Origin of the sequence: Intrasporangium sp., assembly GCF_040414665.1 — a bacterium.
Classification (GTDB): Bacteria; Actinomycetota; Actinomycetes; order Actinomycetales; family Dermatophilaceae; genus Intrasporangium.
This window is the reverse complement of the sequence record NZ_JBEDUL010000010.1, coordinates 1-13,266: the sequence shown is the minus strand read 5'-3', so window position 1 is coordinate 13,266 and position 13,266 is coordinate 1. Positions and strand designations below refer to the sequence as shown.

General features: G+C 71.1%; 9 protein-coding genes. 3 read left to right on the top strand and 6 right to left on the bottom strand.

Going from position 1 to position 13,266, the window contains the following annotated elements; all coding sequences use genetic code 11:
• Positions 1–49: 49 nt before the first annotated feature.
• The 3 genes from ABF401_RS01000 to ABF401_RS00990 are packed head-to-tail and all read right to left on the bottom strand — an operon-like array spanning position 50 to position 3,137.
• A complete protein-coding gene (locus ABF401_RS01000; RefSeq protein ID WP_353507665.1) occupies positions 50–1,027 on the bottom strand; it encodes a type II secretion system F family protein in 978 nt (325 codons plus the stop codon).
• Positions 1,024–1,899, bottom strand: a complete 876-nt coding sequence (locus ABF401_RS00995; RefSeq protein WP_353507664.1) for a type II secretion system F family protein — start codon at positions 1,897–1,899, stop codon at positions 1,024–1,026. The genes ABF401_RS01000 and ABF401_RS00995 overlap by 4 nt, the downstream gene beginning before the upstream one ends.
• Entirely contained in the window at positions 1,899–3,137 is a 1,239-nt protein-coding gene (locus ABF401_RS00990) for a TadA family conjugal transfer-associated ATPase (RefSeq protein ID WP_353507663.1), read from the bottom strand. The genes ABF401_RS00995 and ABF401_RS00990 overlap by 1 nt, the downstream gene beginning before the upstream one ends.
• Before the next feature lie 183 nt (positions 3,138–3,320).
• Between ABF401_RS00990 and ABF401_RS00985 the strand changes: the two genes are divergently transcribed.
• Complete coding sequence (locus ABF401_RS00985; RefSeq protein ID WP_353507662.1) at positions 3,321–7,679, top strand: FtsK/SpoIIIE domain-containing protein; 4,359 nt, start codon at positions 3,321–3,323, stop codon at positions 7,677–7,679.
• A gap of 40 nt (positions 7,680–7,719) precedes the next feature.
• On the opposite strand, the gene ABF401_RS00980 is transcribed toward ABF401_RS00985, so the two are convergent.
• The gene (locus tag ABF401_RS00980) at positions 7,720–8,655 is read right to left on the bottom strand and encodes a DNA-3-methyladenine glycosylase family protein (RefSeq protein WP_353507661.1); all 936 of its coding nucleotides are present in this window, start codon (positions 8,653–8,655) and stop codon (positions 7,720–7,722) included.
• A gap of 107 nt (positions 8,656–8,762) precedes the next feature.
• On the opposite strand from ABF401_RS00980, the gene ABF401_RS00975 reads away from it, so the two are divergent.
• Positions 8,763–9,506 (top strand): DUF3105 domain-containing protein, encoded by a 744-nt coding sequence (locus ABF401_RS00975; RefSeq protein ID WP_353507660.1) that lies wholly within the window; start codon positions 8,763–8,765, stop codon positions 9,504–9,506.
• Positions 9,503–9,937 (top strand): nitroreductase family deazaflavin-dependent oxidoreductase, encoded by a 435-nt coding sequence (locus tag ABF401_RS00970; protein WP_353507722.1) that lies wholly within the window; start codon positions 9,503–9,505, stop codon positions 9,935–9,937. Before ABF401_RS00975 ends, ABF401_RS00970 begins: the two co-directional genes overlap by 4 nt.
• 82 nt (positions 9,938–10,019) lie before the next feature.
• On the opposite strand, the gene ABF401_RS00965 is transcribed toward ABF401_RS00970, so the two are convergent.
• The gene (locus ABF401_RS00965; protein ID WP_353507659.1) at positions 10,020–10,985 is read right to left on the bottom strand and encodes a lysylphosphatidylglycerol synthase domain-containing protein; all 966 of its coding nucleotides are present in this window, start codon (positions 10,983–10,985) and stop codon (positions 10,020–10,022) included.
• Positions 10,986–12,932 carry a glycosyltransferase family 4 protein gene (locus tag ABF401_RS00960; RefSeq protein WP_353507658.1) on the bottom strand — a complete coding sequence of 649 codons (1,947 nt, stop codon included), beginning with the start codon at positions 12,930–12,932 and terminating at the stop codon, positions 10,986–10,988.
• Positions 12,933–13,266: the final 334 nt, after the last annotated feature.

The window sequence follows — 13,266 nt, the reverse complement described above, 5'->3', positions numbered from 1 at the left end:
GGTTCTCCTCGTTCTGTCGTGATGAATACACCTGCGTGGTTGGCCTGGTTCACAGCTCGAAGCGAAGGAAGCTCAGGCCCGGGTAGATGGCGAAAAGCACCGTGACGGGCAAGATGAGGAAGACGACGGGCACCATCATGAGGATCTCGCGTTTGCCACCCTGCTCCATGAGGACGCGTCGGCCGTCCTCGCGCACGTCCTGAGCCTGCGCGCGCAGGACCTCAGCCAGAGGCGTACCTCGCTCAACGGCGATGACGATTCCGTCGACGAACCTGCTCAGGCTGGGCAGGCCGGTCCGGTCCGCGAGACCCTGGAGGGCGGTCGGCAGGTTCGCACCGGCACGAGCGTCGGCCAGGCACCGCCGCAGCTCGTCGGCGAGCTCCCCGTTGGACAACCGGCAGACCCGCTCGAGTGCTCCGGTCGCCCCCTCACCGGCGCTCACTGCCAGAGCGAGCAACTCTGCGACCGTGGGAAACTCGCTCAGCATCCGCTGCTCGCGCCGACGTGCCGTGTGACTCAGGGCGTAGTCACGCAGGATCGCTCCCAGTGCGAACCCGATCAGGGCCAACATGACCAGGACCGGGACCGACAGATGGCGCTTGGACAGCCCGACCAGACCCCCGCCGACGAGGCCGAGGATCCCTCCGGCGGTCGCCCAGATGACCTGCTCCGCCCGGAACTGCTCCACGTCCGCCGGACGCCCGGCGCGCAGCTGGCGACGGGCCACTGACGCGGCGCCGCCGAGGACCCGTTCCATGCCGTCTCCGAGGCGCCGCAGGTACGGCGCGAGGAGCTCGCCGAGCCCGAGGACCCGGGGCATCGCCGAGCCGGATCCGAGCAGGCGTGACGGTGGTGGCGCGTCCCGAAGGTAGGGGGCGAGCCTCGCGTCCAGGCCAGGGCGACGGGAGACAGGGAGCCCGGCCACGATCAGCGCCAGCCCCGCGAGCAGGATGACGCCCGCAGCGGCCCCTGGCCACGACCACCCGCCCACGACCAGGTCCCTGATGAGCTGCACCGGCTCGTTCACCGCAGCACGCGCTCCTCTTCCGGGAGCCGACCGATCCAGACCATGGCGCGGTAGGCCACGGCACACAGTCCCGCGCCGAAGGCGAGCACCACCCAACCGGCCGGCGCCGCGTAGGCCTGCAGGGAGCCGCCCCGCAGCGCCAGCATCGCGAGGACGATCCACGGTGCCGCGACGGCGAGGCGGGCGGCATTCACCGTCCAGCTCTGCCGAGTCTCGAGTTCCGCACGCGTGCGGGCGTCCTCGCGCAGAAACGCCGACAGCGTTCGCAGGAGCTTGCCGAGATCGCTGCCGCCCACCTCTCGAGCGATGCGCAGTGACTCGATGAGTCGGTCGGCCACCGGATCGCTCATCGAGTCCTTGAGACGATCGAGGCACTCGTGGAACCGCCCGGTGGCGCGATAGTCCTCTGCGAACCCGGCAAACGCCGGGCGAAGCTCCTCCGGCCCGCGGACCGCCAACTGCGCCAAGGCTTCCGGCAGGGCCAAGCCGGCCCGCACGCCGGAGGTGATGTTGTCGACGGCATCCGGCCACAGGTCCCGAAGTCTGCTCCGCCGCCTCCGGGCCCTCATCCGGATCAACGAGATGGGGGTCGCGGCGGCGATCAGGCCGAAGCACATCGCTATCGGCACCACGGCGGTGGCCACCAGGAAGACAAGGAAAGCAGTGACGAACAGCACCATGGAGCCGACCAGGACGTTCGTCGGCGTCACGCTGGCATAGCCGGCCTGGTGCAGATGGTCCCGTAGCTCGGCCACGAAGCCGGCACGCCGCCGCTGCCCTGTCTCCGGCCGGACATCCTCCTTCGGCCAGAACGACCAGTAGATGCAGAAGACCCCTATGCCGAAGATGAGTCCGACGACCGATGGCGACATCACGGCGTCCGCTGCGAGAGGAGGGCGGCAACGTCGTACCCAGCCCGCTCGAAAGCCTCTGCGTGCGGGGGGAAACCATCGGCCCGCTGCAGCCTCCCGTCACGTGTGACGAAGAGGTCGGCGATCTCGATGACATCACCCTCGGCCCGACCGGGCACCCCCACGATCTCTCGCACTCGCCGCTGCCCATCGCGTTCGAGAGCGACCTGCACGACGAGGTCGACGGACGAGGCCACAGTGGGGACCACGAACCGACTCGAGACGTTCTCCCCGGCGAGCAGCGGAAGGGTGCACATCTTCGTCACGGCCTCACGCGCGCTGTTGGCGTGCACAGTGCACATCCCGGGAACCCCGCTGTTCAAGGCAATGAGCAGGTCGAGGCTCTCCTCCTGCCGGACCTCACCGACGATGATGCGCGAGGGCCGCATGCGCAGCGCCTCCTTGACGAGTCGCCGCAACGGCACCTCTCCCGTACCCTCCAGGCTCGGCTGACGGCACTGCATGGAGGCGACGTCCCGGAGCGGGATCTTCAGCTCGAAGACCTCCTCACAGGTGACGACTCGCTCCCGCGGAGGGATCGCTGCCGCGAGGCAGTTGAGCAGCGTCGTCTTGCCGGCCTGGGTGCCGCCCGCGACGAGGATGTTGAGTCCGCTCGACACCGCTGCCGCAAGGAAATCGGCGGCCTGCTTCGTCAACGTGCCCAACCGCACGAGGTCCTCCAGCCGGTCCGCCTTGACGACGAACTTGCGGATGTTGACCTGCCAGTGGGCCCGGCTGATGTCCGGGATGACGACGTGCAGCCGAGAGCCGTCCGGCAGGGTCGCATCGACAAAGGGTGAGCTGAGGTCGACGCGGCGGCCGCTGGTCTTGAGCATCCGTTCGACGAGGTCGCGCACCTCGTCGGAGGTGAGGATCGTCGGGGTGAGCTCGGCGACACCGCCACGTGCGACGAACACCCGGCTCGGCTCATTGATCCAGATCTCCTCGACGGTCGGGTCGTCGAAGTACTGCTGCAGGGGGCCGTAGCCGGCGACCACCGCGAGGATCGAGTGGACCGCTGCCCGGATGTCCCCCAGCTGCGGCAGGCCGCCATGGAGTGACCGCTCGTCGTAGTCCTGGACCGCGTCCTGGACGAGCCGCCGCACGCCACGCGGGTCCTGGGACGGGTCGAGGCCACTGCGGCGGATCAGCTCCCTGACTTCGCCCTCGACATGGTGCACCGCCTGCTGCGTCGACACTGAACCCCCTGACTCGGCTCGCCGGCGACCATCCTGCCCGCAAATGTCTGATCCGTCGCGTCGAAAGCCTAGGGGTGCTCACACGCCGGTATCGGCGCGCGAACCGACCCCTGTGGACAACCGGATCGCGTGAGGGCACTCGTCCGCAAAGGTGTACCTCGCGACGATCGGCGGGAGGCGTGCATGCGGATTCGAATGGGGCTGGTGGCACCGCTCGCGCCCGCGAAACAGGAGATCCTCATCGACGCCGAGGGGTCCATCACGTTCGGGGAGATCCGGCCGAAGCTTGTTGCCCTGCTGCCGGACTCATGCGATGTGTTCATCGTGGACGGCCACGAGATCTCGGACGCCGACGTCGTCGGCGAGGGACGGCTCCTGAGAGGCGCGCTCCTTCGAGCCGTTCCCAGCCACCATCGCGACAGGCCACCACGCCGTATGCCGCTGGGCTCGGGAGCGCTCGTCGAGCTGCACATCGTGGGTGGCCCGGGAGCGGGTCGGATCGTCCAGGTCCGGCGGGGGGACCACGTGCTCGGGCGGGCGGCTTCGAGCGACGTCCGGCTCGACGACCTCGGGATCTCTCGCGCCCATGCCCTCATCACGGTCGACGACGCAGGCATCCGGTGGCGCGATCTCGATCCCACCAATCCGAGCAGGGTGGATGACCATCCCGTTGCCGCCGAAGGGAGTCCGCTCACCACCGGAAGCCGGATCAGCATCGCATCGACGACGCTGGTGCTGCGGCGCCCGGAGACGACACCCGCTGCCGCCGAGTGCTCGGGCGGCACCGTCCGGATCAACCGCCGGCCCCGCTTCGTGCACCCGCCGGAGGTCGAGACCATCCGGTTCCCACCGCCGCCCACCCGCCCGGAGGGCGCCCGCGCCCCGGTCGTGGCGGCGGCCGCGCCCCTCGTCGTCTCTGTCGGCCTCGCGGCGGTCCTTCGATCTCCCGTCATGCTCCTGTTCGCGCTCATGTCGCCTGTGCTGCTCGTGGCTCAGTGGTGGGGCGATCGGAGGCACGGGCGCGTGTCCTACCGCACCCAGCTCGCTGAGCACGCCCGCGAGACGGATAGGTCTGAGGCGCGACTGGCCGAGGCGCTGGCGGCGGAGAGTCGACGCCGTCACGCCGAACAGCCGGATCTTGCCACCGCCGGGTCCGTGGCCGGCCAACGCGACGCCCGGGTCTGGGAGCGGCGTCCGGGAGACCCCGATCATCTGGCGCTGCGAGTCGGCACGGCCGTGCAGCCGGCTGAAACGAGGGTCGAGGGGCCAGACGGCGAGGACGGACCGCCAACCCTTCGTGGAGTCCCTGCCGTCCTCGAACTGGAGACGGAGGTCGTCATCGGCATCGCGGGGCCTCGGCCTCGATCCCTGTGCGCCGCAAGCGCTCTCATCGCCCAGACCGCGATCTGGCACTCGCCGCGCACGACCCGCCTGGTCGTGATCTCCACCTCTCCCACCGCCGGGTCGGACTGGGGCTGGGCCAGCCGGCTGCCACACGCGCTCGGCGGAGACCTCGGGCCCTTGGCAACGGTGGCCTCGACCCAGGATGAGGCGGCGGTTGCAGCCCGCCTCACGGAGCTGGAAGCGGTCGTCAGCGCACGAACGGGGCGACCACCCGCTGGTGGCCCGGCTGCCCCTCCCCTCCCCCGTTTCGTGGTGGTGCTCGACGGCAGCGCTGAGCTTCGACGCCGAGCCGACGTCCGGTCGCTCCTCGGAGCCCCACACGGCATCGGAGTGCACGTCATCGGGATCGACGACGCCGCGGAGCGCCTGCCCCAGGAGTGTCGCGCGCAGCTCGTGCTCGACGACGGGCGCGCACCACGAGCGACGCTTCAGCTCGCCGACCGCACGATCGCCGGAATCACCCCGGACCTGCCCCAGAAGGCGTGGTTCGAGTCGGTGTCCCGCTCTCTGGCGCCCCTCGACGACGCGACGCCGGAGGACGACGTCGTCTCGCCACCGGCATCGATCGGATTGCGCGAGGCCAACCTGCTCACCGGCCTGGACCCGACCGTGGCGGAGGAGCTCGTCGCGTGCTGGTCGACGTCCACCGGGCGACCAGTCGCCGTGCTCGGAGCCGCCACTGACGGTGCCTACCTGCTCGATGTCGCCCAGGACGGACCGCACTGCCTCGTCGGGGGCACCACGGGCTCCGGCAAGTCCGAGCTGCTCCAGACGCTCGTCAGCGGGCTGGCGATGCGAGCGGGTCCCGATGAGCTCACGTTCGTCCTCGTTGACTACAAGGGCGGGTCGGCGTTCCAGGAGTGCGCACGCCTGCCACACACCTTGGGTGTGGTCACCGACCTTGACGAGCACCTCACCGAGCGGGCTCTCGTGTCGCTTGGTGCCGAGCTCAAGAGGCGCGAGGCGCTGCTGGCCTCGGCCGGCGCGAAGGACCTCGACGACTACCGCCGCCGCCGAGAGGCCGACCCGGCCCTGACACCGATCGCCAGGCTTGTCCTGGTCGTTGACGAGTTCAAGCTGCTCGCGGACGAGCTGCCCGACTTCGTCGAGGGTCTCGTGCGCATCGCGGCCGTGGGTCGCTCCCTCGGTCTGCACCTCGTCCTCGCCACCCAGAGGCCGGCCGGGATCATCACCGGGGACATGCGAGCCAACATCTCGCTGCGCATTGCGCTGCGGGTTCGGGACCGGTCAGACAGCGACGACGTCATCGAGGTCCCCGACGCGGCGCAGATCAGCGACCGGACCCCGGGACGCGCGTGGGTGCGTACGGGCGGCGGCCGCCTGGTCGAGGTCCAGACGGCCTACGCAGGCACGGTGCCGCGCCCCGAGAACTCAGCGGCGCCGTCGTCCGTCCACGTGCTGCACCTGACGTGGGCCGATCTCGGCCACGCCTTGCCGGCCCTCCACGCATCGGCACCGAACCGCGGTCGCACCGAGCTGGAGTCGGTGGTGCACGCAGCCCGGGAGGCTGCCCAGATCCTCCGCGTCACCGCTCCACCGTCCCCGTGGCTCCCGGCCCTGCCCGAGCTGCTCCGGCGAGACGACCTCCCGGCCGCCGGTGTGCCCGGAGCCGTCGCGCTCGGTCTCGTCGACCGACCGGAGGCCCCGTCCCAGGCTGCCTTCACGTGGCATCCCCTCACCGACGGCAACCTCGCCGTGGCCGGAGGAGCTCGGACCGGACGGTCGACGCTGCTGCGCACTCTTGCCGTGGGCCTGGCCGAGCGGTGGTCCGCCGCGAACCTCCACCTCCACGTCATCGAGGGCACCCCAGGTGCACTGCGGGACCTTGCGGCGCTCCCACACGTCGGGTCGGTCACGAGCACCGCCGACCCGGCCGTCGCCGCACGCGTCGTGTCGCGCCTCACCGAGGACGTGGCACGCGCGGCGAGTCAGGACGCTGGCGATCACCCAATGATCAGCCTGGCGAATCAGCGGGCCAGTAACCAGGACACCGCACCCCGTGCGGGCCGACACGTCATCCTTCTTGTCGACGGGTGGGAGGCTGTCGAGGCCGCCTTCGAGGACATCGACCACGGAGCCCCGACCGAGGCGCTGCTCCGGCTGGCTCGCGACGGCCTCTCGTCCGGGTTCCGAATCGTCGTCACAGGAGGTCGCTCCGCCATCTCGGGCCGACTGGCCGGCCACGTGCAGCAGCGCCTCGTCCTGCCGATGCCCGACCCGCTCGACCTCACTCTGGCCGGGCTCTCCCCCGCCCAGGCGCACGGACATCGCGGCGCCGGGCGGGCCATCGACGTGGCGACGGGCCACCACGTCCAGCTCGCCTACGTCGGGCCGGACCCGACGAGCGAGAGCCAGGCGGACACGGCAGGGCGCATCGCCACGCAGCTCAACGCGGCGGCTGCCGATCCGGCACGGCTGCCCTGGCGCGTCGCCCCACTTCCGCGCACGGTGAGCTGGGACCAGCTGCCCCCACCCACCCTCGATCAGGTCAGCATCGGGCTTGGGGGCGACGATGCCAGTGCGCTCGGCTTCCGCGCCGACCAACACGGCGGAAGAGTGGTGATCGTCGGCGGTCCCCGCAGCGGACGCACCACTGCGCTGGCGACGCTGGCGAGACAGCTGGCCATCGCCGGGCACCCAACGGCGGTGATCACGACCCGGCGCACGCCGCTGAGCTGGCTGAGCGGCATGGAGCAGCTCCACCTCGTCCCGGCAACGGACGGCCGGCGGCTGCACGAGCTGCGAGCCACCCACCCACACCTGTCCGTCTTGGTCGACGACGCCGAGGGACTCGACGGCACCGCGGCAGAACCGGCCGTCCTCGGCGTCCTCCGAGACCTCGACGGCTCGGACGGCTGGTGTGCCGCGACGGTCGACACCCGACGCGCCACGAGCCTCTACCGCGGCATCGTCCCGGAGCTGGCCCGGCACGGCACCGGCCTCGTCCTCACGCCGACCTCTCCGACCGACGGCGACCTCCTCGGTGTGCGCGTGGAGCCGGTGAGGGAGCGGCTCCCGGGGCGCGGTGTTCTCGTGCTCGACGGCCTCACCGTCCCGGTCCAGGTGGCTGACTCGTCCCCGACAGACGACGCCCTGTGTGCCCGACGCGCGGGATAGCGCGCGCTTGGCACGCGGGCAAGCCCACCGGCCACTCAGCTCAGTGAGTGCCCATCGGCAAGTGCGTGCGGGGGGCCATCCGCGGCCCGCGGCGGGCCCTGCGGTGTCCGGCCAGGGCCAGCAGGTGCTGCACCCTGAAGCGATGCCCGGCGTAGGGCTCGAGCAGCTCGGCGAGACCCGCGTCGTCGACCGGACGACCGATGAGCGCCCAACCGATGTCCTTGGCAACGTGGAAGTCGCCGAAGCTCACGGCGTCAGCGTCGCCCAGCGCTCGCTGGGCGACCTCGGCCGCCGTCCAGATGCCGATCCCCGGGACAGCGCGCAACCGCGCATGAGCTTGGGGCAGTGTCAGACCCGCGCACTGGTCCAGCCGTCCCGCGACCTTGGCGGCACGGACGAGTGCGCCGGAGCGCGCCGGGTCGACGGAGGCCCGGAGCCACTCCCACGAGGGGATCCTCGCCCAGTCCGCGGGCCGCGGCGGCAGAAACAGCTTCGCGCCGAACGGGCCTGGTGCCGGTTCGCCGAACCGCCGGACGAGCCTGCGATACCCCGCGAAGGCCTCCTGACCGGTCACCCGCTGCTCGATGACGGCCGGCGCCAGCGCGTCCATGACGAGACCGGACCGGGGCACCCTCCAGTGGGAGAAGCGATGCCAAGCAGCCGCGATGACCGGGTGTTGCGGCTCGAACCCCGACGGGTCGTCACCCTCCCCGAGGAGGCTCGGCACCGACTCGAGCAGCCACGCTGCCCCAGCCCCCCACGCCGTGCAGTCGACCACGGACTCAGCTGAGCGGCATACGAGATGAACGGTGGCCGGTCCCTCGGGCGTGTGCGCGGCCCGCGTGAAGGACCCGTCGGCTCCCCAGCGGGAGGTCGGGTCCCCCGCGCCGCGGTTGAAGTCCGACAGCTGCGCCCGGAGCAGGATCTCGCGGTCGACGCGCCAAGAGCGCACCTGCGGCTGGGACGCTTCGGACACAGGCAACAGTCTCGCCTACACTCGACCCAGTTCGTTGAAACCTTTACCCGCCCGATGGCGTTAGACAGCGACGACTGCCCGACCAGTAACCACCGGAACGAGGAACGATGGCCCGCGAGACGACCCGAGACCGACGTGAACGCGTCGCCGCCATGCAGGCTCAGGCGAAGCGGTCGGAGCGTCGGCGGTTGCTGCTCGTCATGGGGGCCGTCGTGGTCGTCCTCGCCATCATTGGCGGCGCGGTGGCGTGGGCGATCATCGGAGAGCAGAACAAGAAGGACGCGGCGCTCGAGGGCATGACCGGCGACGTCGCAGCAGCGGCGTGCGACCCGGTCATCGACGATCCCGCCACGGGTTCGTCAGACCACGTCGGCCCCGGCACGTCGGCTCCCGACAAGACCCGGATCGACTACGCGACGGCCCCGCCCTCGAGCGGCCAACACTTCGCCCAGCCGGCCCTGTCGGACCGGCGCGTCTACACCGTCGCCGACGCGCCTGCGGTCGAGTCGCTCGTGCACAACCTCGAGCACGGCTACACGATCCTCTGGTACGACGCCTCGCTGGAGAAGAGTCAGGCCTCGCAGTTCGCCGCGCTGGCCGAGCGCGTCAACGCGATGAAGGAAGCAGGGAACAAGTTCCTCATCACGCCGTGGGACGCCTCACGCGGCGCGTTCCCGGAGGGCAAGAAGTACGCGCTGACCCACTGGTCCGCCGACGTCAACCTGCAGACCGGCCAGATCGGTGAGCAGATGGGCAAGCGCCAGTTCTGCGGTGGCCTCAACGTCACCGTCGTCGAGGACTTCGTCAAGGCCTACCCGTGGTCGTCGGCGCCAGAGCCGGGAGCGGCCTGACCGTGACGGGAGACTACGCCCCCAGCCCCACGGGCTGGGTCCGTCGACAGGTCGAGAAGATCGAGCAGACCGGGACCACGGACTCCGTCGACATCATGGGTCGGCCGGTCGTGCTGCTGACGATGCGCGGTGCGAAGACGGGGGCGACCCGCAAGGTCCCGGTCATGCGGGTGGAGCACGACGGTGTCTATGCAGCGGTGGCCAGCCGAGGTGGCAGCCCCGAGCACCCGCAGTGGTACCACAACCTGCGTGCCCATCCCGAGGTCCACCTGCAGGACGGCACCGCGACGTTCCGCGTCCGAGCCCGGGAGCTCGACCCGGACGAGCGCGCCGAGTGGTGGCCCCGCTGCGTCGCCGCCTATCCGCCCTACGCGGAGTACCAGGGCAAGACCGACCGCGTCATCCCGGTCTTCGTCCTCGAGCGCTCCTGATCGAACCGCGGTTCGAGGTTGTGACTCGCCCTCCAGAGCGACCTGCTACCTCGAACCAGGGTTCAAATCACCCGGGGGCCAGCTAATCGGTCGAGCTGGTCACGTCGGCGAGGCTGGCCCGGCGCTCGCTGACGAGATGGTGCGAGCGGGCGTAGAGCCAGCCGACGAGGGCGGCGAGGACGTCGACCGCCGTGACGATGAAGCGCGACAGGATGGCCACGGCCGCGGCGGCCGAGGTGGGAATGGCCGCGGAGAGGATGAGCGTCAGCAGTCCCTCTCGAGCACCCAGCCCCGCGGGCAGGATGATGATGAGCATCCCGAGCGATACCGACAGGGCATAGCCAGTCAGGGCGGCCAGCGCCAGGTCGGGGTGCGGCTCGTCCCCCGCCACCGCTTGGGCCAGCAACAGCGTGTGGACCCCGAAGCAGAGCCACACGACGATGAAGATGGCCACCGCCTTCAGCACGGCCGGTGCCGACAGCTCGTGCTCCAGAGGTTCGCGTCGCAGCAGTCGCAGCATGGTGGCGATGGCCCGGTTGAGCAGTCGCGGCACGAGCAGCACGACGGCGATGGGTACGGCGAGCAGCAGCCACCAGGCGGTGCCCTCGGACGAGCGCCGCAGCAGGAACGGCGCCGCCGGCAGCCCGACCAGCACTCCGGTGAGGAGTGCGAAGCCGAGGGCCAGCAGTCCGGTGACGGCGGTGCGGCGCCGCGGCACCTTGAGGTGGGCCGCGATGTCGGCCTGGACGATGACCGACCAGAGCGACCCGGGCAGGTACTTGCCCAGCTGCCCGACGAAGTAGACGCCGGTGGCGGGGGCCAGGTGGAGGTTGGAGCCCAGGTCCCGCAGAATGGTGCGCCAGCCGAGCATGGTCAGCCACGTGCCGACGCCCGCGGCGAGGGTCGACCACGCGAACGTCGCCCACGAGACCTGCCGCAGATGCACGGACACATCCGCCCAGTTCCGCACGACCGCGTACACCACAGCCGCCAGCGTCACGATGGCGACGACGGCACGGATTACGGTAAGCAGGCGAGCACGGCTCACTCAGCGCCTCCTGAAGGTGAGTCGGACGAGGCCGTATGCCGCTGAGTCGGCTCGCGCTCGCGCGCCGGCTTCGCGCATCCGGGCGTTGACGTCGCCATCGATGTCGCCGACGAGCACGAAGCCGAGGGCGTGGGCCCGGGCGAGGACGCCCCGCACGTCTGCCGGCCCCAGCGCCCCGTGTGCAGAACGCGGCCCGATGGGGATCGTGATGATGAGCAGGCCGCCCGAACGCAGCGCCCACGAGGCCTGCTCCAGGACGTGGTCGACATCGTCGGCGTCGCAGCCGCGGGGGTGGATCCGGACGATGACGTCGAGCGACCCGGTGTCGACGTCGAGGGCCGCGACGCTGGGGTGTGACCCGGTGAAGTCGATCTCGACCGGGGCAAACCCCAGCGCCCTGGCCCACCGCGAAAGGACCGACCGCGTCCCGGTCTCGTCGACGATGATCGCGCTGCGTCGCCCGTCGTCGCGGACCCGGAGGATCGCCGCGAGGGCACCGAGTGCGGCCCACGTCGAGACCTTGTCCAGCGAGATCGGCAGGCCGATGGCCCGGGCCAGCCGGCGCGCGTCGTCCGCCTCGGCCGGCTCGCCGAGGACGTCGGTCGGCAGCACCCAGTCGGGCAGGTCCGCCTGGCGTATCTCCAGGAGCGGCCGACGGCTGCGCAGCTGGGATCGCAGCCGGCGTACCGCGTCGACGAGGGTGCCCGAGGTCGGGCCGTCCATTGCCCTCGAGGCCGAGGCGTCCGTCGCCGGGTCGCCCTCGTCCTCGGGGTCGGCAGCGGCGAGCGCCTCGAGCGTGCCGAGGTAGTGCGCCCAGGGCCCCGACAGGTCAGGGGTCTGCACACCCTCGGCGAGCCGAGCTCGCACCTGCGGGTCCCCCAGCCGGCGCAGCGCGCCTGCCAGGGCGCGCTCGTCCTCCGGCGGCACCAGGAGGCCGTTGACGCCGTCCTCGACCTGTGCGGAGAACGGCGCGATGTCGGACGCCAGCACGGGCAGGCCGTGGGCGTGCCCGAGGATGACGTTCTGCGACGCGGAGGCGGACCGGTAGGGCAGGGTCAGGATGTCGTGGTCGGCCAGGAGGGCGGCGAGCTCGTCGGCCGGCACGTATCCGTCGCGCACCTCGACCCTCCCCGCGAGTCGGGGATCGGTAACGAGCCGCTCGATGACCTCCCGCTCGGAAGGCCACACCTCGCCGGCGATGGTCAGGGTGACGTCCGGGACCTCGCGCATGGCCCGCAGGAGGACGTCGATCCCCTTGTACTCACGGATGAGTCCCAGCGCGAGCAGCCTCGTCGGACCGGTGCGGGGCCCACGCAGGATCGGCTCGCCGCCCGGCAGGTGCGGAGGCAGGTCAGCGACGGAGACCCGACGGGCACCGAGCTCGTGGGCGAGCCGGCCCTGCTCCGCGCTGTGGACCAGGGTGGCGTCGACGCGGGTCAGGAGCATGCGCATCAGCGCCACGTCCCCGGGTCTAGACTCGTGGGGCAGGACGTTGTGGCAGACCACGACGGACTGGGGCCGGGCTGCTGACCGGCCCGGCTGTCCCGGCAGGGCGTCTGCCGCACGCAGGAGGGCCAGGTGCGCGGGCACGACCTGGGGCATGACGTGGATGACGATGAGCGCGTCGACATCGCGGAGGCGCCGCCCGGTCCGCACCCAGGTGTCCGGTCTGGCCCAGCTCAGCGCCCTGACGGTGCGGGGGTACGGGGGAACCTCCGGCACCCCTTCGGGCACGGTCGCGTCCGCGTGATGCAGCTTCGACGGGTAGAGGTGGGCCCACGACACGAGGCTGACGTCGTGGCCGGCCTCGGTCAGATGGTGGGCCAACATCGTCGTGTGGGCCGCCACGCCGCCCTTGTGCGGGTGGGTCGGCCCCACGACGGCGACGCGCAGTGCGGCGGAGCCAGTCGTAGCCGGCACGGTGTTGCCAGTCCTCAGGTCCGTCATCGGGACAGACTCTAGCCCCGCGGTCCGGATGCGCCTCGCCGAAGGGTGCCGGTGCCGCAACCTGCGCCAAAGGCTTGCGGCTGACACACTGAGCCAACCCTGACCACGTGATTCACGTCTCGACGACAGGAGGCGGCCCCTTGGACGGGTCATCGGCTCCCGGTGGCCGAACCAAGGCGCTGTTGTCTCAAGCCCGGGCGGCGGAAATCCGGCGTACGGCCGGAGTTCGAGCATTCCTGTCCTTTGTCGTGATTCTGGTCCTCCTGCGAGGCCTGGCGCAGACCATGTCGTCCACGCTCCGGGCCGATCGCTCTGTCGTGGGGCTCGGGGTGCA